We start from the raw sequence: 23627 nt of genomic DNA on the forward strand, positions 1-23627 counted from the left end.
CTTAGTCTCCGTATAGCGCCTCGGCGTGGAAGGTGACGTGGTCTTCCATGAACGTGGACACAAAGAAATACGAGTGATCGTAGCCGGGTTGCAGACGATAGATCGCTTGCTGGCGACGTTCGGCAATGGCGTTGGCGAGCGCTTCGGGACGCAACAGATCGATAAACTGGTCATTGGCCCCTGTGTCGATCAGGACCGGGCCGTCAAAACCGGTCTGTTTCATCATCACCGACGCGTCGTGTTTGGCCCAAAGTGCCTCATCCCCACCCAGGTAGGCGCTTAGCTGCTTGCGCCCCCAATCAGCGCCGGTGGGGTTGGAAATCGGCGCAAAGGCCGAGACCGAGCGGAACCGTCCTGGCAGGTTCATTGCCAGCGTCAGCGCTCCGTGCCCGCCCATGGAATGCCCGGTGATCGCCTGACGATCGCTGTCTATCGCAAAGTTTTCGACCAGTAATGCGGGCAGTTCTTCGGCAACATAGTCCCACATGTTGAAATGTGGGGCCCAGGGACCCTGCGTTGCGTTGACATAGAATCCGGCACCCTGACCCAGGTCATAATCGTCGTGATCAGCAACACCTTCGCCGCGCGGCGATGTGTCTGAAAAAACAACGGCGATACCTTGCTCGGCCGCCCAGGCCTGCGCCCCGGCTTTGGTCATGGCGTTTTCATGGGTGCAAGTTAGGCCCGACAGATACCAAAGGATTGGAACCGGCCCATCCTTGGCCTCGACTGGCAGAAACAGACCAAAGGTCATGTCGCACTGGCAGGCAGCTGAGGCATGGCGGTATACGCCTTGCACGCCACCGAAACAGGCATTTTCCGATAGGGTTTCCATCAGGCATCGTCCTTACATTAGTGTCGCGATATGGCTAACGATCCAACGTCCTCGCGTAAAGTCCGCGCGTCTTGGGCGGCGGGCTTTTTTCGCAATGGTGCCGATCAGGGTGTTCCAACCCAAGCGATAACCAGCGGAATTGTCAAAATACTGGCGATGGTCGACAACAATATCGCTGCTGATGCACGGTGTGGTGCGATCCCGTAATGCGCCGCCAGCATGTAGACATTGCCTGCAACAGGCAACGCAGCCGCTGCGATGGCAACCGCTGCCGGGAAGGGATCGATAGGGATCAACCAGATCAAAACAACAGCAACGCAGGCCGGATGGATGACCAGTTTGCAAAAGCTAAGCCAGGCAGCGACTTGGACCCGTTCCGCTGACTTGCCGGCAAGCGAGGCACCGATCGCGAACAATGCGCCGGGCGTCGCAGCGCCACCAAGGATAGTCAGGAAGTTATTCAGAGGTGCCGGAACGGGCACTTGAAATGCAGACCAGATGAGGCCTGCGGAAATAGATACTATCATCGGGTTTTTTAGCAGGCCCAACCCGATCAGTCGAAACGTGGCAGGTGTCAGCTTTCCATCTCGACCTCCATTGATCAGGATGACGATAAGCGATGAAAAGACCACCAGATCCACTGTTAACACCAGCATGACGGGCCCTATCGCAGCCTCGGTAAACAGCAGCGCCAGCATGGGTAGGCCTAGAAAGCCGACATTTCCAATCGCCGCACATTGCGCCTCGACCGCAGCGGTGGGTATGTCGAGACCCCGCATCCAGGCCACGAAGGTTGCCAAGGCGTAAACCGCAGCAGTCCCGATCAGGTACCCCAGCATCAATCGGCCATTGAATATCTCGGCAAATGGTAGCGTGGAAGCAAAGCGAAACAGCATCGCCGAGAGAGCAAAATAGAAAACGAATTTTGTGAGATATGCTGTGGCTTCTGCGGTAAAAAACCGGGTTCGCCCGGCCCAATATCCCAGGCCGATGATCGCAAAGAAAGGAAGTGTGCGTAAAAAGATATCGACCATGCGAAACGTCCTAACACGGATTGTGCTTGGCGCAACCGCCGCGGATCGGATGTGCCATATATTTGGTGGGCTTAGTGCAAAGGTGCAATTGGGCCACCAAAATAATGAACTCTGCGTGAGCCGCCCGAATTTCGCTGAGAATCCTTGTGTCTGAACTGATCGGTTTATAAGCTCAATCCATTCAAAATCTGAGGAGATGACATGACCCAGACCGCCGCCATCCTGCGCACCGGCCGAAAATTCGACCAGGTTCTGCGCGGGGCCCGAGAGGTTTTCATGGCGGATGGGTTTGAAGGCGCAAGCGTGGATGACATCGCGCGTGCGGCGGGAGTCTCCAAAGCGACGCTCTACAGTTATTTCCCCGACAAACGCTTGTTGTTCATGGAAGTAGCACAAACCGAATGCAGCCGCATGGCGGATCGGGTCATCTCGATGATCGACGAAACCAAACCCGCGCGTGAGGTTTTGTCGATCGCTGCGACGCAATTAACCAGTTTTCTTGTGTCCGATTTTGCCCAACAGGTGTTTCGTATCTGCGTCGCCGAGCGCGACAGATTCCCGGAATTGGGACGAGCGTTTTATGAGGCGGGTCCTCAGAACGGCCAGCGCCAGATGGCAGAGTATCTGGAAAAGGCCGTGGCCAAGGGCGAATTGGCGGTCGAGGATGTTCATATTGCGGCGGAACAATTCTCGGAGCTTTGCAAAGTGCGCATTTGGACACGCGCAGCCTTTGGAATCCAGAACAGCTTTACCGAAGCTGAGATAGGTGAGGTCGCGTTGCAGGCGGTCGACATGTTCATGGCGCGCTACGGGGTTTGACTATAGTGGGTAGCGCGCATTGGCTTGGGTGGCAATTTTCTTGTTGAAAAGCACGGCCATCTGATCATTTTTGTCCCGGCACACAAAGCCAATAAACGCTTTCGATCTCGAACAGCGGTTGGTTTTTCAGGTAAGGACATACGCGCAATGACGGCCGAAATTCGTAACGAAGGTATGCGCATTGGCGGAAAGGTTGTTTTCACCGAAGACACCATTCCTGTTCACTATCCCTATACTAACGAAGTGATTGGCACAGTTCCCGCGGGCAAGGCTGAACATGCACAACAGGCGTTTGAAATTGCTGCCAACTACACCTCTGGTCTGACCCGGTTCGAACGCAGCCAGATATTGCAGCGGACAGCCGAACTGATCGGAGAGAGGCGCGCGTATCTGGACAAGTGGCTGACGTTAGAGCTGGGCATCTGCCACCAACATGCCGTCCATGAGACAAAGCGCGCGGAAGATGTTTTTCAGTTTGCCGCGTCGCAAGCGCTTGTTGACGATGGCCAGGTTTATTCCTGCGACCTGACCCAAAACGGCAAGGCCCGAAAGATATTCACCAAACGCGAACCGGTTAAGGCCATCAGCGCCATTACCCCCTTCAATCACCCATTGAATATGGTTAGCCACAAGATTGCGCCGTCGATTGCCACGAACAATTGTATGGTCTGCAAGCCCACCGAGTTGACGCCTCTGACGGCGCTGGCACTGGCCGATATCCTATACGAGGCGGGCTTGCCGCCCGAGATGTTCCAGGTGGTTACTGGTTGGCCAGATGACATTGGTGACGAGATGATTACGAACGATTACATCGATATCATCACTTTCACTGGTGGTGTTCCTATCGGTAAACTGATCGCTTCCAAAGCCGGTTACAAGCGTCAGGCCTTAGAGTTGGGCGGAAACGATCCATTGATCGTATTAGACGATCTTGATGATGCAGACTTGGAACGGGCTGCTGCCATCGCAGTGGCGGGGGCAACCGGCAACTCAGGTCAACGCTGTACCGCGATCAAACGTATTTTGGTTCAGGAAAGTGTCGCTGACAGGTTTGCGCCGATGGTTTTGGAGAAAGCCAAAGCCATCCGTTTTGGCGATCCACAAAACCCCGAAACTCAGCTGGGATGTGTGATCCACGCCGAAGCTGCCGCGTTGTTCGACAAGCGCGTGACTGATGCGGCTGCGCGGGGGGCTGAAATCCTGTACCATCCGGGTCGTCAGGGCGCGCTGTTGCCCCCGGTTGTTGTCGATAAAGTTCCTCATGATAATGAGTTGGTGATGGAAGAGACCTTTGGTCCGGTAATTCCGATTGTCCGCGTCCCCGACGATGATCAGGCGGTGATGGCGATTTCAAACGGGACGGCATTTGGCTTGTCATCCGGCGTTTGTACCAACGACCTGAACCGCGCGATTGCTTTTATCAATGGTCTCGATGTCGGCACCTGCAACATCTGGGAACAACCCGGATACCGCACCGAGATGTCTCCGTTCGGCGGCATCAAGGACAGCGGCAATGGTGTCAAGGAAGGCGTCATCGAGGCGATGAAGTTCTTCACCAACGTTAAATGCTACTCACTTCCCTGGCCAGAGTAAGGTTACGGGTCCGGCCAGATCAAATGCCGTGAGGTTGATGCCGCTTCGACAAAATTAATACGTTGTCCGCATCCGATATCCCTGGTGAAAGGTCATGCGCACAAATGTCACGGGATCGTTTCGGAACCATGTTGTGCGTTCCAACTGAAACAAAGGCGTTCCTGATGAGACCGACAAAAAATCTTGCAGCTGCCCTTCGGCGGGAACAGCGGAAAATGAGATTTCCGCGTTTGAAAAGGGCACTTCGGCCAACAACCATTCATTTGGACTAACGGTCAGAAAATCCTCAGCCACCACATGTGGAACCGCGCTGACGTTGATCCAGCGTTCTTCGAACTGAAAAGGGCGGTTGTCGGCGTGATGCATGCATTGCAGACGCAGCACCTTTGCCCCTTCGGGGATTCCAAGCTTTGCCTGCAACCAGGCCGGGCAGTCAATCAGCGTCCGGCTCACAAGAGCGTAACGGTATTGCGCGTTCATGTCTTCGATGGTTTGACGCACAACAGTGATGGGCAACTTGGCCTGTTTCACCGGCGTCGTAACAACCCGTGTCCCGCCTTTGCGTTTGCGGGTCACGATACCTTGTTCAGCCAGTTCGCGTAGCGCCCGGTTTACGGTTGCCCTGGCACAACCAAACTCGGCGGCCAGTTCTAACTCGGTCGGAAGCAGGCTGCCTTGCGGCCACACCCGTGTCTGGATGCGCTCGATGACTTCGTCACGGATACCCTGGAATCCGATACTCTTTGGCTCTGTCACGTGTGGTTCTTGCTTATAATAGTAGACATATTATTAATATGTCGGGAAATAGGGCGTGTGCAAAGGATTGATTGCACCATTTAGAGGCAAGCCATCAGATGGGTCATCACCGTCCTGTATCGGGCAACGATCCTGTCTCGGTCAACATGCCGGCCCTCTTTGACACGATGACGGCCGGCCGACCACAGGTCCGTTACCACGTGACCCCTTGCGGCAAAGACAAAACCATCCAGAAGCTGTTCGGGTTTTAGGCAACACAAGGATTGATCCCGACTGTCGATAGCAACCAGATCAGCCAGCATGCCTTCTGCGATCTGTCCTGCGGACCGACCCAAAGCCTGCGCGCCTCCAATAGCTGCCCCGCAATAGAGCGAGTGCCCGACAGATCCTTCGCCACGAACCATTACGTTTCGCGACAGATCCCGCAGCCGCTGCGAATATTCAAGCATGCGCAGTTCTTCGGTCAATGAGATCAGAACATTAGAATCGGACCCGATGCCAAACGCCCCGCCTGACATAAGATAGTTTGCACCGTTAAAGGGACCGTCGCCAAGATTTGCCTCGGTGATCGGGCACAACCCGGCGACCGCACCGCTGGCAGCCATGTTTTGAGTTTCACGGTCGGTCATGTGGGTAGCGTGGATCAGGCACCACTTAGAATTGACGGGGGCATTGTTCAGCAGCCATTCGACGGGTCGCGCACCCAGCTCTGCTTCAATTTCCGCAACTTCTTTAGGTTGCTCAGCAATATGGATATGAATGGGCCCCGCCGAATGGGTCTTTAAGACGGCAGCCAGGTCGTGCGGCGAGGTGGCTCGCAAGGAATGGGGTGCAATCCCAAGCCGACAATCCTTGGGCAGGGATGAGAGAGCATCTTTGGCCTGGTCGACCAGCACACAAAAACGGCTGACGTTGTTGCCAAAGCGTTTCTGAGCAGCTTCCAGTGGTTTTTCGTGCGCGCCCGAATAGGTGTAGAGAACCGGCAAATGAGTCAGGCCAATCCCGGTCTCGGCTGCGGCGGCCATGATCCGGTCCGACAACTCGCCCAACCGATCATAAGGTGTGCCGTCGGGTTGGTGATGGAGGTAGTGAAACTCGCCGACCGATGCAAACCCAGCCTCCTGCATTTCCATGTAGACCAGCGCCGCAATCGTCTGGATCTGATCGGGGTTCAGGTGAGCGGTAAAGCGATACATCAGCTCTCGCCAGGTCCAGAAACTGTCGCGCCCGACCATGCGGTGTTCCGTCATCCCGGCCATTGCCCGTTGAAACGCGTGGCTATGAAGATTGGCCATTGCCGGTAACAACGTGTCCGCCGTGATATCTCCGGGTTGCGCCACGCTGTCTTTTTGCAGGGACGAAATGTGCCCAGCATCGATTTCTAACCGCAGGTTGGTCACCCAGCCCGTATCCAGCAGGGCGTGCTTTGCGAAGATGGCAGACATTTTTACCTCATTTTATGCATAGACATATTACATAATGATTTGTACTAGAAAAGAGAGAATTGCAGAGGGGCTCTGAGTCGAATGCAGACGCAAGTTCGCGTATTTTCAGATCTGAACGCCGCGACGATGATCGGCGGGTCGGTGCCCTACGGGCTGATTGAGCGTGCGGCGATAGCGGTTGAGAATGAGCGTATCGTCTGGGTTGGGCCCCAAGAAGACCTACCGGACAAATATGCGGATCGACCCCGAATCGCGCTGGAAGGGCGTTTGGTGACGCCTGCGCTGATCGACTGTCACACACACGTGGTCCACGGCAGCCACCGCGCCGTTGAGTTCGAGATGCGCCTGAACGGGGCCAGTTACGAAGAGGTGGCGCGCGCTGGCGGTGGTATCATCTCGACCGTGAAAGCCACGCGCGCAGCCAGTGTAGACGACCTGATCGCGCAGGCCCTGCCGCGTGTCGATGCGATGCTGGCCGAAGGTGTGTCGGTCATAGAGGTCAAATCCGGCTATGGTTTGGACCGGGATACCGAGTTGACCATGCTTCGCGCCGCACGGGCCTTGCCGAGCCATCGTCCCATCCGTGTCGTGACCAGCTTTCTTGGCGCGCATGCTGTGCCCGACGAATTCAATGGCAGGGCAGAGGCGTATATCGCTGAGGTGTGCATCCCGACACTGAAAGAGGCTCATGCGCAGGGGTTAGTGGATGCCGTGGACGCGTTCTGCGAAGGCATCGCGTTCTTGCCCGAGCAATTGGTGCCGCTGTTCGAGGTTGCCAAAGAACTGGGACTACCTGTCAAACTGCACGCCGAGCAACTATCGAACCTGGGTGGGGCGAAACTGGCAGCGAACTACGGCGCATTGTCAGCGGATCACATCGAATATCTCGATCAGGACGACGTTGACGCCATGGCCAAAGCAGGCACCGTTGCCGTGATCCTTCCGGGTGCTTTCTACACGTTGCGCGAAACACAGGCACCGCCAATTGATCTGCTGCGAGCAGCAGGCGTGCCCATGGCGTTGGCCACGGATTGCAACCCGGGATCGGCTCCGATGACCTCATTGCTTTTGGCTATGAATATGGGATGCACGCTGTTTCGTATGACGCCCGAAGAAGCCTTGCAAGGAGTCACGGCCCACGCGGCTCGCGCCTTGGGTCTGTCAGATTGCGGTCAGATCGCCCCGGGTTTGCGCGCCGATCTGGCCGTTTGGAACGTAACCCACCCGGCCGAACTGTCGTATCGCATTGGCTTTAATCCGTTGCATACCCGCATTACCGGAGGTGATCTGTGACAAGTCTGACGCTGACCCCCGGCACTGTTTCTTTACAGCAACTTGAACAGGTATTCCGCAAAGAATGCGCCGTGCGTTTGGATGCGACTTGCCGCCCTGCGATTGAGGCTGCGCATCAAAGCATCGCCGCCGCAGCAGCTGGCGATGCGGCGGTCTACGGCGTCAATACTGGCTTTGGCAAACTGGCCAGCGTCAAGATCGCACCCGAGGATACTGCGACCCTGCAGCGCAACCTGATCCTCAGCCATTGCTGTGGTGTTGGGCCAGCGATCCCGCGTGCACATGCGCGATTGATGATGGTGTTAAAGCTGCTCAGCCTTGGGCGTGGTGCATCAGGTGTACGGTTGGAATTGATTGACCTTCTAGAGGCAATGCTAGCCAAAGGCGTTACGCCCGTGATCCCGGCGCAGGGCTCGGTTGGGGCTTCGGGTGATCTGGCGCCCCTTTCGCATATGGCTGCTGTCATGATGGGTGCTGGAGAGGCCGAGTTCAAAGGTAACGTGATGCCCGGCGACGCGGCCCTAGCGGCAGCTGGTTTGAACCCGGTTGAACTGGGCCCCAAGGAAGGGCTGGCGCTGATCAATGGTACGCAGTTCTCCACCGCTTTTGCGTTGGCCGGTCTGTTTGGAGCCTGGCAGGCGGCGCAAAGCGCTCTGGTCACCTCGGCCCTGACCACCGATGCGATTATGGGCTCAACTGCTCCGCTGCAGCCCGAGATTCACAGCTTGCGCGGTCATCGCGGTCAGATCGAAGCCGGGGCAACCATGCGTGCCCTCCTGGCCGGATCTGTTATCCGTGAAAGCCATCGGGACGGCGATACACGCGTGCAGGATCCCTATTGCATTCGCTGCCAGCCTCAGGTCGTCGGTGCAGCGATGGATGTTTTGCGTCAAGCGGCGACAACGCTTGAGATTGAAGCCAATGCGGCCACGGACAATCCTCTGGTCTTGTCCAAAGCGGGGCTGATCGTATCGGGCGGGAACTTCCACGCCGAGCCGGTGGGTTTTGCCGCCGATATGATCGCGCTGGCCCTGGCAGAAATCGGAGCTATCGCGCAGCGGCGCATTGCCCTGATCGTTGATCCGGTGCTGAGCTTTGATCTGCCGCCTTTCCTGACCCCCAACCCCGGGTTGAATTCAGGCTATATGATCGCCGAGGTGACCACTGCCGCGCTGATGAGCGAGAACAAGCATCTGGCCAATCCCTGCGTCACTGACAGTACGCCAACCTCGGCCAATCAAGAGGACCATGTGTCCATGGCTGCCCATGGTGCCCGCCGGTTGGGGCAGATGGTGACCAATTTAGAACGCATTCTGGGGGTCGAGCTGCTTTGCGCCACACAAGGTGTCGAATTTCGCTCACCTTTGCCAACCAGCGACGCGCTGCAGGGCGTTATGGCTCGCCTGCGCGCGGTTGTTCCAGTTCTGGAAGATGACCGTTATGTCGCCCCGGATATCGAGGCCGCCGCGACCCTGATTGGCAGCGGCGAGATTGCCCAAGGCACGGGGATCACCATGCCGGATCTTGGCGCATGACGAACCCCGTCGAAATCACACGGGGCACCGGCCCAGTGGTTCTTGGCCTACCGCACACCGGTACTTATGTGCCGCCTGTGATCAAGGCCAAACTGAACGCCCGTGGCAAGGAGCTGACGGATACGGATTGGCATATTCACAGTCTTTACGATGGCCTTTTGGCGGATACGACGACGGTCAGGGCGATGTTCCACCGCTATGTGATCGACGCGAATCGTGACCCCTCAGGTGTGTCGCTTTATCCTGGGCAGAACACGACGACACTGGTGCCTTTGACCGATTTTGACGGGCGGGACATCTGGGATGTTCCTCCTTCGGAGCAGGATATCTCAGATCGGCGCGATGCGTTCCACAGCCCGTATCATACAGCACTTGAAGCAGAGCTGGAGCGTGTGAGAGCGATCCATGGGACTGCGGTGCTTTATGACTGTCATTCAATCCGCAGCCGCATTCCCTTCCTGTTCGACGGTAAACTGCCAGATATGAATATTGGCACAGACGGTGGTGCCACTTGTGCGCCGGACATCGAGACCATTGCCCATGAGTTTGCTGCCTCATCGCCCTACAGCACGGTCTTGAACGGGCGTTTTCGAGGAGGCTGGACCACGCGACACTATGGTCGCCCATCCGAGGGTATCCACGCTATTCAGATGGAGCTGGCCCAATCCACTTATCTGACCGCAGAGGCCCCGCCCTGGACTTATGATCTAGAAAAAGCCACCCGCCTGCGCCGCTGGCTCACCGACATTCTGGACGCCATCCAAGATACAGCATTGGAGCTTGCCCCATGACCGATCCTCGCAAAAACACCCGTCACGTTTATCCACCCACTGGCCCGGAACTGAATGCCAAAAGCTGGATGACCGAAGCGCCGATGCGGATGCTGATGAACAACCTTCATCCTGATGTGGCCGAGAACCCGCATGAGCTGGTGGTCTATGGTGGCATTGGCCGCGCTGCGCGGACGTGGAAGGATTTTGATACGATTGTCGCCAGTCTGAAAGAGTTGGAAGACGACGAAACGCTGGTGGTTCAGTCCGGCAAGCCCGTCGCCATTGTCCGAACCCACTCAGACGCGCCCCGCGTGCTGATTGCGAACTCTAACCTTGTGCCGCATTGGGCCAACTGGGACCACTTCAATGAGCTCGATAAGAAGGGCCTGATGATGTACGGCCAGATGACGGCGGGTTCGTGGATCTATATCGGAACGCAAGGCATCGTGCAGGGCACTTATGAGACCTTTGCCGAAGCCGGGCGACAGCATTATGATTGTGACCTGACTGGGAAATGGATCCTGACCGGAGGCTTGGGCGGCATGGGCGGTGCGCAACCGCTGGCCGCCGTATTCGCCGGGGCCTGCTGTCTGGCCGTTGAGTGCAACCCCGACAGCATCGATTTCCGGCTGCGCACCAAGTACCTTGATGAAAAAGCCGAAACGCTGGACGAAGCCCTTGAGTTGATCGACCGTTGGACCAAGGCGGGCGAGGCAAAGTCGGTGGGTCTGCTGGGCAACGCGGCTGAAATTTTCCCGGAAATCTATAACCGGATGCAGGCGGGCGGGATGCGGCCCGATATCGTTACCGACCAAACCTCGGCCCATGATCCGGTGAACGGGTATCTTCCGTTGGGTTGGACCATGGCGCAATGGAAAGACAAGCGCGAAAGCGATCCGAAATCGGTTGAAAAAGCCGCGCGCGCCTCGATGAAACAGCATGTTTCTGCGATGGTGGACTTCTGGAACGTGGGTGTGCCGACGTTGGATTATGGCAACAATATCCGACAGGTGGCGCAGGATGAGGGACTGGAGAATGCCTTTGCCTTCCCCGGCTTTGTGCCCGCCTATATCCGCCCGCTGTTTTGTAGAGGTGTTGGCCCGTTCCGCTGGTGCGCCCTTTCAGGCGACCCAGAAGATATCTACAAGACCGACGCCAAAATGAAGGAATTATTCCCCGAGAACGCTCACCTGCATAACTGGTTGAAGATGGCGCGGGACCGCATCGCGTTTCAGGGTCTGCCCGCGCGGATCTGCTGGATCGGGTTGGGTGACCGCCACAAAGCGGGGTTGGCGTTCAATGAAATGGTGCGCACTGGCGAGTTGAAAGCCCCCGTTGTCATCGGGCGGGATCATCTGGACAGTGGCTCGGTCGCCTCGCCCAATCGCGAGACCGAAGCGATGAAAGATGGCTCGGATGCTGTTTCTGACTGGCCGCTCCTGAATGCCTTGGTCAATACAGCCTCTGGCGCAACCTGGGTGTCGCTGCATCATGGCGGTGGCGTTGGCATGGGGTTCAGCCAACATGCGGGCGTGGTGATCTGTGCAGACGGAACCGACGCCGCCGCCAAACGGTTGGAGCGGGTTTTGTGGAACGATCCCGCCTCAGGGGTTTGGCGCCATGCGGACGCAGGTTACGACATCGCCAAAGATTGCGCCCGGGAACACGGTTTGCGCCTGCCGGGCATCCTTGGGTGACCAAATCGCCCGGAATGCCTGATGCACTCCGGGCGTTTCCTGCCATCTATGGATTTGCCAGCTTAACTTAGCGCTAACGTCGAAATTTCCGGTTTCGGATTTAAACTCTATCGGATACGCCTATGTTTTTATGTAGCCCGCCAGGCACACGAAAACTGAAAAGGTGGCTCGTCCGTTGCTCGATATTACACATGTTCGGTCCGTTCTGACAGACGTCTATGACCTTGCCCCTTCGGCCACGCTGGCCGCAGAGATGCAGGATATATATGCGCGCATGGACCGGGTGATCAGCCCGCCGGATTGGGCAATCTATGCGCCCTATGTCCGTGCAATCAATGCGCTAAAGAAAGAGCGCAACGCGATGATCCTTGGGCATAATTACATGACACCCGAGATCTTCCACGGCGTGTCCGACTTTGTTGGCGACAGCCTGCAGCTCGCCATGAAAGCCAGCGACGTCAAAGAGGACGTGATCGTTCAGGCGGGTGTGCATTTTATGGCTGAGACGTCGAAGATATTGAGCCCGCAAAAGACCGTGCTGATGCCAGACATGGCCGCCGGCTGCTCGCTAGCAGAATCGATCACGGCCGATGGGGTTGAAGAGATGCGCGCCAAATACCCAGGCGCACCCGTTGTCTCTTATGTAAACACTACGGCCGAGGTCAAAGCCGCCTCGGACATCTGTTGCACGTCGTCCAACGCAGTTCAGATCGTGAATGCGATGGACAGCGATACGGTCATCATGACGCCTGACCAGTATCTGGCGCAAAACGTCGCCAATGAAAGCCACAAGAACGTTGTATATTGGCCCGGCTCTTGCATTGTGCACGAGCAATACACGGCAAAAGATCTGCGCGATTTCAGAGAGTGGAACCCCGGCACGCAATTGATTGCCCACCCGGAATGTACGCCGGATGTTGTGGCCGAGGCCGATTTTTCGGGATCCACCAGCGGTATTATCAAGTATGTGCACGACAAAAAGCCCGAGCGCGCGATGCTGATCACAGAATGTTCGATGGCGTCGAACATTGCCGATGAGTTGCCAGAGGTCGAATTTGTCGGACCCTGCAACATGTGCCCCTACATGAAGAAAATCACGCTGGAAAAGATTCTTTACGTTTTGCACACGATGGAAGGTCAGGTCGAGGTCGACGGAGATGTCGCTGACAAGGCGCGTAAGTCGGTGCAAGCGATGATTGATCTGTCACGCAAGCTTGGTCTCTGATCGAAAATGACCGAAATCACGACGGACCGGGTTGTTATCGTAGGGGCCGGGCTTGGTGCGCTCTATGCCGCGCTGAAACTGGCGCCGCGACCCGTTGCTGTGATCTCACCTGATCCGTTGGGCGAAGGGGCCAGTTCCGTATGGGCCCAAGGTGGCGTGGCCGCAGCGATGGACAGTGCGGACAGTCCGGAAAGCCACGCAGAAGACACTGTAAAAGCCGGGGCAGGAACCGTCGTGCCCGATGTTGCAGATCTGGTGACCCGCGAAGCACGCGACTACGTTCTCGACTTGACGACGATGGGCACACCTTTCGATCGCTCGGAAGATGGCGGCTATGTTCTGTCCCGTGAAGCCGCCCATAGTTTCGCCCGTGTTGTGCGGGTCAAGGGCGATCAAGCTGGCAGTGAGATCATGGCTGCCTTGATTGATCGTGTCCGGGAAACGCCATCTATTCAGGTTCTCGAGGGCACAATTGCCGTTGGATTGGCCGTGTCGGACGGGCAGGTGACGGGCGTCGCGGTTCAGGACGCTTCCGAGGATGGTTCGCAGACCGTGACATTGCGGGCCCCGGCGGTGTTGTTGGCGGGCGGCGGGTCTGGTGGTCTTTATGCACTAACAACCAATCCCCCACGTATTCGCGGGCAGGTTATCGGCATGGCCGCGCGGGCCGGTGCGTTGATTGCGGACGCCGAATTTGTCCAATTTCACCCCACCGCGATGGACGTGGGCGAAGATCCTGCACCCTTGGCGACCGAGGCCCTGCGCGGGGAAGGCGCTGTTCTTATCAACAAACACGGCGCGCGTTTTATGCAGGCCATGCACCCAGACGCAGAACTTGCCCCACGGGACGTTGTTGCCCGCGCCATCTTTGCGGAGGTTCAGGCCGGGAACCGGCCCATGCTGGACACGCGCGCAGCCTTGGGCGAGCGGGTCAAAGACCTGTTCCCGTCTGTTGCTAGCTACTGTGCTCGCAATAACATCGACCCCGCAAGAGACCCGATCCCTGTAGCGCCGGCCGCGCATTACCACATGGGCGGGATCGCGACCGACACTGAAGGTCGTGCCAGTCTTGGTAGCTTGTGGGTGTGTGGCGAGGCCTCATCAACGGGATTGCACGGGGCAAACAGATTAGCGTCGAATGGCCTGTTAGAAGCGTTGGTCTACGCCCGAATCTGTGCTGACGGCATAGCGGACACTTTACCACCCGTTGCAGATGCGGATTTAATCGAAGTTCAATTTGCCGACGGTAAGTCGCCCAACAAGGCCAAAGCGGTTGAAGACCTGCGCAAGAGCATGACGCAAGATGTCGGGGTGGTGCGAGACCGCGCAGGGTTGACGCGGGCGTTGCAAGTAATCGAAGCGCTTGAGGCGGAACATGGCGATTGCCAGCAATTCCGCAATATGTGCGCCACCGCGACCTTGATTGCCGCAGGTGCCTTGGTCCGCGAAGAAAGCCGCGGCGCCCACGAGCGATCCGATTTTCCGGAAACGACCCAAGGGCCCGGCAAACGGTCTCGGATGTACCTGTCCGATGCACTCACCATTCGGGCCCAGGCCTGCAAGGAGCTAACATGAGTTTCTCAAACCTGCCTGATCTTGTCCTCGAACCGATGATCAAGGCTGCGTTGATGGAAGACCTCGGCAGCTATGGCGATGTGACGACACGCGCTGTTATTCCCGATGGCATAACCTACCAAGCACGGCTGAACGCACGCGAGGATGCGGTTGTTTCGGGTATGCAAGTGGCGGAGATTGCCTTTCGGTTGGTTGATCCTTCGCTTGAAGTAAGTGCACATGCTCAGGATGGGGCTGCATGCCGTAAAGGCGATAACCTTATGACCATCTCGGGATCTGCCGCGTCCATCCTGTCGGGTGAGCGGGTCGCCTTGAACTTCGCCGGTCGGCTGACCGGAATTGCAACGCAGACGGCAGCATTCGTTGAACAAACCAAAGGTACTTCGGCCCGCGTGACTTGCACCCGCAAGACAACGCCGGGGCTTCGGATGGTTGAAAAGCTGGCAGTGCTGCATGGCGGTGGCTTCAATCATCGCTACTCGCTATCCGATGCAATTTTGATAAAGGACAACCACATCGTCGCAGCGGGTGGCATCCGCCAAGTATTGGATGCCGCGAAGGCGCAAGCCAGTCATATGATGGCTGTGGAGATCGAGGTGGACCGGCTGGACCAACTGGCAGAAGTGCTTGAAGTAGGTGGTGCCTCGGTGGTGTTGCTGGACAATATGGACGATGACACGCTGCGCGAGGCGGTTTCCATGGTGGACGGACGTATCAGGACCGAGGCTAGCGGCAATGTGACACTCGACCGAATCGCATCCATTGCTGCAACCGGGGTGGACTATATCTCATCCGGTGCGCTGACGCATTCTGTGCGGACAGTCGATCTGGGCCTGGATTTCTAAAAGGCACTGTTCTGACTTTTTCGCGCTCTGCGGTGTGAAGTTGGTCCGGGGGACGCGTCGGGACCAACCAACTGGCACAACTATTCTGCGGCTATAGTTTGATGTTCCTCAGCACTGCTTGTCATCGGGACCCATTCCAGGTCGCGATGATAGCGCCATGCCAAATCGCCGTTCTCATCCATTGCAATCAAGTGTAGCCAGCGATTATCAAACAGAGCCTTAACACCCGAATGCCGTTCTAGGATGCCATTCATAGCTTCAATCGGGGCTTCGATGATAACGGACAGGCGCAGCGGCTCATGCTGCAGGTTTTCGCCATCATGAACCGACTGCCATGGCAGCCCGGGCCGCAATGACCCGCCATTTCCTTCAACCACGCCGATACCACCGACAACGTTGTGCAACAGCTTGTTGCCGCCACCAAACAGTTTGGGTGCGACGGTCGAGCCGTAATATTGCAAGCTGATCCAGCTGGCGACCACGACTGGCGCGGTCATAATCAGTTCCAAAACTCCAAAACCTTCGTCTGCGCGCCAGTCATAACTATGAAGGAATGATTGCCCAGCGAGACCGACCCCGTCGGTCCGATTGCGCGGGGCCGCGATGAAGGCCCGGCATCCGGCCAATCCCCATTCCGGGCGCAACTCGGCCCAATCCACGGCGCGGCGCGCGATGCCGTCCGATTTGGTTGCACGCGGCAGTCGGTCGGCGCGTTCGGTCCGCGCCAAACGTCCGGCTGACTGTAACCAACCTTTCAGATTTTGAATTTCCTCTGCCTGCGCACCCTTACCGATATCCTGATCGAATAGAGTCACCTCATCGGTTGTCGTATGATGCAACGCTGGCAGGAACAGCGTATCTGTCGGAATATCGATGCCTGCCGCACGCAACCCGTCACGCACCGCGCCGTCATTTAACAAGCCAGCCAATAGACGCGCGCTGACGTCCCCTGCATGCCCTCCGCAGGCGCCGCATTGCAACGCGCTTTCGTGCGGGTTGTTCGTGACATCCGCACCATGGCCAGTCAGCATGACAATTGGCGCGAAATTATCGGTCAGTGACATCGCTGTCAGTATGGATTTGGCCATATCAACACGCGTTGCCAGATCAATTGACGGGTCCAATTGCGGGGCGGGATCGATCCGGCCAGTCCCATTCTTCGGACCCATCGCATCGCGCAATAGTTTCCCGGCGTAAACGGGGCCGGTGGCTTCGACAAAGGCGAACGACGATACTGCTGCCAGTTTGAACCGACCCCAAGCACGCTTGGCCCGCGCCGTGTACCGACGTTTGAGATCAGCGTGCTGATCCTCCGCCGCGGTTGAGGTGACATTTGGGTTCAACAGGACCGGTCCGCGCAGCTCGGTCACATCTGATCCGGCGGCCTTATGAGCACTGGCCAGCCCAAAAAATCCGGCAAAGCCAATTGTCTCAATACCGGCGCCCTGTGCTTCAAGCGCACGGCGGAACACTTCAGACCGTACGTCGATACAAAACGCAGCCTGAACCAATGGGCGTCCTTCAGTTTTGCGAGGGTGATGCGCCGTCAGAGCTTCGCCAAGCTTCCTTTGCTGCGCCCGTTCTGTAGCGTCTTGCCAGATCGCGTCGATAGCCAAGTCTCGGGTCGGGGTAATAGGTGCTTCGTGCTGAGCGATTGTTTCGACCCAACGGGCCGAGATTTGATCCCGATATTGATTGAACAACGCCTCTTCAAACACCAGCCGAATGGCCAGTAGTTCCGTCGTTGTCGTTTCGGTCTGCCCTGCAAGTTCGGCCTGCCACAAAAGGTAGCGCGCATACTGCGCCCAACCGCCCAACGTGATGAGCCAGCGATGAAAGGCTGTGCCTGCCGAGCCCGGCGTCACACCAAGGGTTTCACAGGCCCGGCCAATGGCGCGCCATTGTGATCTGTTGGTCCCGGCCACAAAGGCGCCGAACCCTTTTAGCCCATGAATTTCAAGTGTCAGATCACGCGAGGCAAAGTCACGCCATGCACTGAACGCCCCGCCTGTCCGGGCGGGCTGCCACAGCGCTTGCCCTTGATCAAAGTGACTGGCCGCCCAAGCACCAATCCGTTCCTCAATCAATCCCGACCAACCGACGCCCGATACTTCGGTGGCAAGTTCAGCAACTGTAGGCAACGCTGCCATAGGTGCAGGTTCTGCGCCCAATGCAGCCTTCAGGTCCTCAAGACTGGGAACATCAAACGGAGTGTCGATGGCCGTGCGCGCGCCGACCAGATCAGCATCCAACAGTTCACCTGTCCTGAGCTTTTGTGCCCAAACTGACCGATCTGGTGTGATACGTTGGCCCGCCACCCGTCCCAGACGGGCCGCGGCCACGGCCAAACTCTCGTCTTGGTGTCCAAGGAACGGGTTCACGGCAACGCTTGACGCAAGTGGGAACAGTGGTGGTATCTGACGGACAGCATCATTGGCAATTGCGACGAGTTCCAAAAGAGCGGCGGGATAGCTTTCGTGTTTCATATACATCTCAAGTGGTCCTTTCACGCGGCCCGGTGCCTGGACCATCCGTCCAGCAGCCGATCAAAAATTGCGTTTGCGTACAGCCCGTTCGAAAGATGGACCCGTAAACCGGCGGCAGCCGGATGCGATGCCCAAAGCGGGAAGGTGGATTGTGCTAGCGCAACAGCGCCAAAGCTGACCAAGGCGAGAATGATCAGGGCCCATTCCAAGGGACCGGGGGCAGGGGTTGTTGGTAGAGTTCCTGCAGTCAGGTGTTGCGCGGCCATTTGGAGCACGAAGTAACTAACCGAGGTGACACTTGCATAGATCACAGTGCGGTGCGTCAGTGCGCCAGGTGCGGCATCGGCAAAGCCCTGCGCCAGCAAATACGCGACGCCAAAGATCAAGATCACACCCAGAGCGATCGCCTGAATTGACTTTCCGTCGATGCCAAAGACCGCGGCAACCACGCCGTATATGAGAATTCCAATCACAAATGCCTGCAGCACATTTCTTGGGCTTGGCACTGCAACCGGGCCGGGTTTGCGCGTTGCGGCCACATTGCGCACAGCCTCACCAGCGCTGAGGAAGGCGTGCGCCTTGTAGAGGGAATGTGCCACGATATGCAGCAGCGCCAGTGGAAACAGGGCCAACCCGCATTGCATGATCATGAACGCCATCTGCGCAATGGTAGACCAGGCTAGTGATGTTTTGACGGCAGGTTGTGTCAGCATCACGAGACCGCCGAACAGCGCGGTGAACCCGCCTAACATAACCAATGAAGCCATGATCCCCGGCGCCACCAGCATGACATCGGCAAACCGGATCAACAGGAACCCGCCAGCATTGATGACGCCAGCGTGCAACAGGGCGGAAACCGGCGTAGGGGCCTCCATAACTTCCGTTAACCAGCCATGAATTGGGAATTGCGCTGACGCCAGGACAGCCGCGATAGCAATCAGCAGCGCGGCGGTTATTGTCAGTGCTGTGGGCTGCGCCGAGGATAAGATCGTGGCGATGTCCGAGGTGCCATAGACCAAAACCAGCAGTAGTACAGCACCCGCCAATGAGAGTTCACTGATCCGGGCGACGACTGCCTTTTTGCGGGCGGCGCGTTGCGCCGTGGTGCGGTCTGGATAGAACAGCAAGAGCTTGTGCAACGTCAGGCTTGTCACAACCCAGGCCGCTAGCAATTGGCTTAGATTGCCCGACATCACCAGCAGCAAAACCGCTGCCAGCGTGGCGGACATCCAGCCCATAAAGGCGCCCTGACGGGATTCTCCGTCCATGTAGGTTGCGGAATACCGAAGGACAATCCAGCCGATGAAACTGACCAGAACCAGCATTATGGCGCTGACCGCGTCCAGACGTATAGACAGGCCGATTCCCCACAATCCGATCAAGCCGGATGTCCCCGCGCCTTGAGTGATCAACAACAAAGCCGCCAAGGCCGACACTGCAAACGCTGCCAAGGCCGACCATTCTGACAGCTTTGGGACTATGCCGGGGCGCAAACCCGGATGTTTGCTGGCATACCAGGCTGAGGCCAGTAAGAACAAAGGGCTCAGCAATGGAAGAAACAAGTGGCTCATGATGTGGGTCCCTCAAGGTTTCAGGCTGCATTAGCCCGCCTAGCAGGACATATTTCGTAAGAATGATTATTAAAAATTCATTGTTTGGTTTGTATCATTCTATTAATTAGAACGACATGCCGTTGAATTATCATCACCTGAGGTATTTTTGGGCCGTCGCACATGACGGGAACCTGACCCGTACAGCACAACGTTTGAACCTGTCGCAATCTGCTTTGTCAGTTCAGATCAAGGATCTTGAAGAACGTCTGGGGCACCCTCTATTCGAACGCCGGGGTCGCAAGCTGCACCTGACCGAAGCGGGCCGCATTGCGCTGGACCATGCGGACGCAATTTTCGCAACCGGCCAAGAACTTGTGGCCACTTTGCAAGACGCAGGAAACACAAGGCAAGCGCTGCGTGTCGGCGCTCAGGCGACCTTGTCACGGAACTTTCAGATCGGGTTTCTGCGGCCTATTTTAGGGCGAACCGATGTTGAGGTCATCTTGCGTTCAGGCAGCCCAAGCGAATTACTCGAAGGGTTGGAAACGCTGAATTTCGATCTGGTTTTGATGAATCATGAACCTGCAAGCGACAGCTTGACCAAATTCGAAACCCATCATCTAGCAGAACAACCCGTAAGTATTGTGGGTACTCCGGCCCGGCTGGACCCGAAGCGCGCGATCAAAGATTTGCTGGCGGAACACCCTTTCATTCTGCCGACCACCAACAATAGTGTCCGCACGGCATTTGACGCAATGGCCAGCCGTCTTGCGGTACGCCCGCAGATTGCGGCCGAGGTTGATGACATGGCGATGATGCGTCTTTTGGCCCGGGAAGATATCGGGCTGGCCCTGGTCGCGCCGATTGTGGTTCAGGATGAGCTGTCCTCGGGGCGGCTGGTTGAGGCGCAGGAGCATCCGCGCATCAAAGAGAACTTTCATGCGGTGACATTTCGGCGGCGTTTTCCAAACCCGTTGATCCAGCTGTTGTTGGCCAGCAATTTGTCCTGATCGAGTTGTCTCTGGCCGGGTTCGAACCGAGATCTTCAGTCGGTACGTGCTGATTTGAACAAGTACAAAAACACAAACAGCGATCCGATGGATGTCGTAACGATCCCAACGGGCAGTTCCTGTGGCGCCAGCAAAAGGCGCGACAGAATATCGGAGAGGGTAAGCAGGATTGCCCCTACGATTGCGGATGCAATCAGCAGGTTACGGTGCAGGGTTCCGGCGATCCCACGTGCGATATGGGGCACCATGAGGCCAACGAACCCGATTACCCCGGCAACCGAAACGAAACTTGCCGTTGCCAAAGCCGCCACGAAGAACATGCGAAAGCGCAAACCCTGAACCGGAATGCCCAATGTGGCGGCCGTGAAATCTCCGGTCAGCAGCGCATCCAGCCAGCGGCTGCGGTACAATGCGTAGCCAAGGATCAGCCCAAGCCCGATCAGCACCAGCGGAAACGTCTCCCACCGGGCCAGCCCCAGCCCGCCAAGCATCCAGAAGATCACCGAATGTGCAGCGCGGCTGTCGCCCGCAAAAATCAGGTAATTTGTGATTGCCGAAAACAGGAACGAAACGGCCAGGCCAGCTAGGATCAGCTTTTCTGGCGCGCTGGTGCGCAGCCCCTGAACCAGCGCAAGCACGATAGCGGATGCAATCAAACCGCCGCAAAATGCAGCAAGGGGCAAGGTCCAGATGCCCAGTACATCACCAGTGACGGTGATGACCAAAACAGCCCCAGCCGCCGCGCCTGAAGACAGTCCAAAAAGGAACGGGTCCGCCAGATCATTGCGTGTCGTGGTTTGCAACACCACGCCGACAACGCCCAAACCTGCGCCAATGACGGCCGCAAACAAGGCGCGCGGCAAGCGCAGGTCGAAGACTATTCGGTGCAGGGGCGACATTTCACCTTCGGTCAGGCCCGTTCCCAACCCGATGGCTGCCAACACGTCCGAAACTGGGATCGGTGTGGTGCCATAGATCGTGGACAACAGCAAAAGGGCGGTCAGAACGACCGCCCCCAGTCCTACTATCCGGCCTGTATGGCCCATGTCAGTTGATTTCCGGGTGCATCGCCCGCGCCATTTTCTCGATCGCTTCGATATTCGCCGGCCCGGGCGTCAGTTCTTCGTATCGCAACCCGATCCAGCGCTCGTTCTTGACCGCATCGGTTTGCGACATCACTGGATGGTCCTGAAGAAATTCGAACGTGTCCGCCGCTCCATTGCCGGTTTGGTAGTCCAACAACACCAGAAACTCGGGGTTTGATGCGGCAACAGCTTCCCACGAGGTGCGGCCCCAGCTGGTGTCCAGATCGTGGGTGACGTTTTCGCCACCGGCGGCAGCGATCATCGCGTCAGGTATGGCAAACTTGCCTGCGGTAAAGGGCGCATCCGCCGGACCGTCCAACAGGAAGACACGAGGTTTTGCCAGAGCAGCGGTCCGTGTTTCGATGCCCGATAGCTGATCTTTCCATTCGGCGACCAGCGCTTCGGCCTTGTCTTCAACATGCATGACCTTGCCCAGGCGCAATACATCGTCAAACAGAAGGTTCATGCTGGCGTCGGGGCGATCCTTGTCCAGATGCACGCAGCTTTCTGTCAGGATCATGGTTTTGATGCCAAAGGGCGCCAACGTGTCGGGCGTCACGTCGCCACCTGGCTTCATGCCATAGTACCAACCGGCGAAGAACAGATCCGGCTCGACAGCCACCAAATTCTCGATCGTGGGGTATTTTGGGGCAAGTTCAGGGATTTCGCCGCGCAGCGCATCAAAATCTGGGCTGGTTTTGTACCAACCCGTGATCCCGGTCAGACCAACAATCTTGTCTTGCAGACCCAACGCAAAGGCCATGTCGGTCATATTCATATCGTGCACAACCAACCGCTCGGGCATTGTGTCAAACACCAATGGCTCACCGCAGTTGTCCACGGACATTTCGTGCGCGGCTGCACCGTTGGCCAGGCCGGTGATCAACGCCACAGGCCAGAGTTTCTGCATCATGATAAGCTCCTGTTATGATGTCAGTTTTCGTTTTCGGATGTCGAGTGCCGGGATCAAGCGGCCTTCATGCTGGAAGCACAAATAGTCCACTCCAAAGGTGTCCCGGACGCGATCCGGGGTCAGCACTTCAGTCACAGGCCCGAACCCTGTCAGACGGGTGGTTTTCATCAACGCAACATGGGTGGCAAACTCGGGGATCATGACCAGATCGTGGACAATCATGACCACTGTCACACCCAAATTTGCGACCAATGAGAGCATATGCCCCTTGGCGTCCGGATCCAGGTGATTGGTTGGTTCGTCCAGAAACAGCAGCGACGGGTTTTGCGCCAGCGCGCGCGCAATATGTGCGCGCTGCCGTTCGCCGCCTGACAGCATCCGCATTGATTTACCGGCCAAATGGGTCAGCTCGGTTATCGCAAGAACCCGGTCCAGATCTGCTTTGTGGTCAGCCGCTGACCGGTCAGCCTGAATGGGTATTTGGCCCAGTGCAACGTAGTCCCGCAGCCTCAAGCGGCCGTCCGGCAATTCCTGTTGGCCGACCACGGCAATGGTCCGCGCCCTTTGCTGCGCTGACAAGCTACGTAGGCTTTGGTTGCGGATACGCACATCGCCCAGGGCAAGCCGTTCAACACCGCATAACAGGTTCAAGAGGGTGGTTTTCCCGGCACCGTTTGGTCCGGCGATGGCAAGAACCGCGCCCTCGTCGAGATTGAAGGACACGTCCTGAAGCAGGACGTCGCCATTCAATGCATAATATCCAAGGCCTTCGGCGGTTAAAAAGCTCATGACCCGTCCTTGGCAGGCAAACATGGCAACCGCGAGAGTGTTTTGGTGAGCAGGGCAGGCGGGCGCTCGGACGCGCTGGTCCAACCGTCCTCACTGTCGAGATACTGATGGGCAAACTCGGCCACTGCGGTCAGATCTTTTAGGCTTGTGATTTCACCGAAAAGATACTGCGCTTTCTGCTTCGCCTGTAGGCCAACAGTCATGGGCCGTTCACACCCTGCCATGCATGCGATCAGTCGCGTCGCAAATCCGGTTGGCAGCTGCTCATCCAGCAGTTTTTGCGCTGTTTCAGCCGCCACTGGTCCCTGGCAGGTTGAGCAGATTAGTACAAAGTGGTCAGGAGTATCGGACATAGCAGTCCCCGCC

Annotated in this window: 20 protein-coding genes; 10 read left to right on the top strand and 10 right to left on the bottom strand. The window is 57.2% G+C overall.

The features are described 5' to 3' along the window. Position 1 precedes the first annotated feature (1 nt). Together fghA and ACR0BU_RS12595 are read right to left on the bottom strand one after the other, a co-directional pair. Complete coding sequence (gene fghA, locus ACR0BU_RS12590; protein WP_480737651.1) at positions 2–835, bottom strand: S-formylglutathione hydrolase; 834 nt, start codon at positions 833–835, stop codon at positions 2–4. 104 nt (positions 836–939) lie between these two features. Next, positions 940–1869, bottom strand: a complete 930-nt coding sequence (locus tag ACR0BU_RS12595) for an AEC family transporter (RefSeq protein ID WP_298935111.1) — start codon at positions 1867–1869, stop codon at positions 940–942. Between the two features lie 201 nt (positions 1870–2070). On the opposite strand from ACR0BU_RS12595, the gene ACR0BU_RS12600 reads away from it, so the two are divergent. Then, positions 2071–2688, top strand: a complete 618-nt coding sequence (locus ACR0BU_RS12600) for a TetR/AcrR family transcriptional regulator (protein ID WP_299080364.1) — start codon at positions 2071–2073, stop codon at positions 2686–2688. A gap of 147 nt (positions 2689–2835) precedes the next feature. Next, positions 2836–4281 carry a phosphonoacetaldehyde dehydrogenase gene (gene phnY / locus ACR0BU_RS12605; protein ID WP_480737653.1) on the top strand — a complete coding sequence of 482 codons (1446 nt, stop codon included), beginning with the start codon at positions 2836–2838 and terminating at the stop codon, positions 4279–4281. Positions 4282–4335: 54 nt separating this feature from the next. Here the strand turns inward: phnY and ACR0BU_RS12610 are convergent, their stop codons facing one another. Together ACR0BU_RS12610 and ACR0BU_RS12615 are read right to left on the bottom strand one after the other, a co-directional pair. Next, the gene (locus ACR0BU_RS12610; RefSeq protein ID WP_480737655.1) at positions 4336–5037 is read right to left on the bottom strand and encodes a GntR family transcriptional regulator; all 702 of its coding nucleotides are present in this window, start codon (positions 5035–5037) and stop codon (positions 4336–4338) included. 80 nt (positions 5038–5117) lie between these two features. Then, positions 5118–6482, bottom strand: coding sequence for a formimidoylglutamate deiminase (locus tag ACR0BU_RS12615; protein WP_480737657.1), 1365 nt, complete (start codon positions 6480–6482; stop codon positions 5118–5120). An 81-nt stretch (positions 6483–6563) separates the two neighbouring features. Between ACR0BU_RS12615 and hutI the strand changes: the two genes are divergently transcribed. From hutI to nadC, 7 genes are all read left to right on the top strand, one after another. Beyond that, the gene (gene hutI, locus ACR0BU_RS12620) at positions 6564–7775 is read left to right on the top strand and encodes an imidazolonepropionase (RefSeq protein WP_480737658.1); all 1212 of its coding nucleotides are present in this window, start codon (positions 6564–6566) and stop codon (positions 7773–7775) included. Beyond that, positions 7772–9310 carry a histidine ammonia-lyase gene (gene hutH, locus ACR0BU_RS12625; RefSeq protein ID WP_299890271.1) on the top strand — a complete coding sequence of 513 codons (1539 nt, stop codon included), beginning with the start codon at positions 7772–7774 and terminating at the stop codon, positions 9308–9310. Before hutI ends, hutH begins: the two co-directional genes overlap by 4 nt. Further along, the gene (gene hutG, locus ACR0BU_RS12630; protein ID WP_480737659.1) at positions 9307–10101 is read left to right on the top strand and encodes an N-formylglutamate deformylase; all 795 of its coding nucleotides are present in this window, start codon (positions 9307–9309) and stop codon (positions 10099–10101) included. Before hutH ends, hutG begins: the two co-directional genes overlap by 4 nt. Beyond that, positions 10098–11780 carry a urocanate hydratase gene (gene hutU / locus ACR0BU_RS12635; protein WP_480737661.1) on the top strand — a complete coding sequence of 561 codons (1683 nt, stop codon included), beginning with the start codon at positions 10098–10100 and terminating at the stop codon, positions 11778–11780. Before hutG ends, hutU begins: the two co-directional genes overlap by 4 nt. A 175-nt stretch (positions 11781–11955) precedes the next feature. Further along, entirely contained in the window at positions 11956–13005 is a 1050-nt protein-coding gene (nadA, locus tag ACR0BU_RS12640) for a quinolinate synthase NadA (protein WP_480737663.1), read from the top strand. Positions 13006–13011: 6 nt separating this feature from the next. Continuing rightward, the gene (locus ACR0BU_RS12645; RefSeq protein WP_480737664.1) at positions 13012–14580 is read left to right on the top strand and encodes an L-aspartate oxidase; all 1569 of its coding nucleotides are present in this window, start codon (positions 13012–13014) and stop codon (positions 14578–14580) included. Beyond that, positions 14577–15425 (top strand): carboxylating nicotinate-nucleotide diphosphorylase, encoded by an 849-nt coding sequence (gene nadC, locus ACR0BU_RS12650; RefSeq protein WP_480737665.1) that lies wholly within the window; start codon positions 14577–14579, stop codon positions 15423–15425. Before ACR0BU_RS12645 ends, nadC begins: the two co-directional genes overlap by 4 nt. A gap of 80 nt (positions 15426–15505) precedes the next feature. On the opposite strand, the gene ACR0BU_RS12655 is transcribed toward nadC, so the two are convergent. Further along, positions 15506–17917 (bottom strand): YbcC family protein, encoded by a 2412-nt coding sequence (locus tag ACR0BU_RS12655; RefSeq protein ID WP_480737666.1) that lies wholly within the window; start codon positions 17915–17917, stop codon positions 15506–15508. A 14-nt stretch (positions 17918–17931) separates the two neighbouring features. Continuing rightward, a complete protein-coding gene (locus ACR0BU_RS12660) occupies positions 17932–19482 on the bottom strand; it encodes a proton-conducting transporter transmembrane domain-containing protein (RefSeq protein WP_480737668.1) in 1551 nt (516 codons plus the stop codon). Positions 19483–19598: 116 nt separating this feature from the next. Here ACR0BU_RS12660 and ACR0BU_RS12665 point away from each other — a divergent pair, with 116 nt between their 5' ends. After that, the gene (locus tag ACR0BU_RS12665; RefSeq protein ID WP_480737670.1) at positions 19599–20474 is read left to right on the top strand and encodes a LysR family transcriptional regulator; all 876 of its coding nucleotides are present in this window, start codon (positions 19599–19601) and stop codon (positions 20472–20474) included. 35 nt (positions 20475–20509) lie between these two features. Here ACR0BU_RS12665 and ACR0BU_RS12670 read toward each other — a convergent pair whose 3' ends face one another. Genes ACR0BU_RS12670 through ACR0BU_RS12685 form a run of 4 tightly spaced genes read right to left on the bottom strand, consistent with a single transcriptional unit; the run spans position 20510 to position 23614 of the window. Then, positions 20510–21520 carry a FecCD family ABC transporter permease gene (locus ACR0BU_RS12670; RefSeq protein WP_299890256.1) on the bottom strand — a complete coding sequence of 337 codons (1011 nt, stop codon included), beginning with the start codon at positions 21518–21520 and terminating at the stop codon, positions 20510–20512. A 1-nt stretch (position 21521) separates the two neighbouring features. Then, positions 21522–22472, bottom strand: coding sequence for an ABC transporter substrate-binding protein (locus tag ACR0BU_RS12675; RefSeq protein WP_298935095.1), 951 nt, complete (start codon positions 22470–22472; stop codon positions 21522–21524). 12 nt (positions 22473–22484) lie between these two features. Further along, positions 22485–23261, bottom strand: a complete 777-nt coding sequence (locus ACR0BU_RS12680; RefSeq protein WP_298935094.1) for an ABC transporter ATP-binding protein — start codon at positions 23259–23261, stop codon at positions 22485–22487. Then, a complete protein-coding gene (locus tag ACR0BU_RS12685) occupies positions 23258–23614 on the bottom strand; it encodes a DUF1636 family protein (RefSeq protein WP_298935093.1) in 357 nt (118 codons plus the stop codon). Before ACR0BU_RS12685 ends, ACR0BU_RS12680 begins: the two co-directional genes overlap by 4 nt. Between the last annotated feature and the right edge of the window lie 13 nt (positions 23615–23627).

This window comes from Ruegeria sp. CK2 (assembly GCF_056536585.1).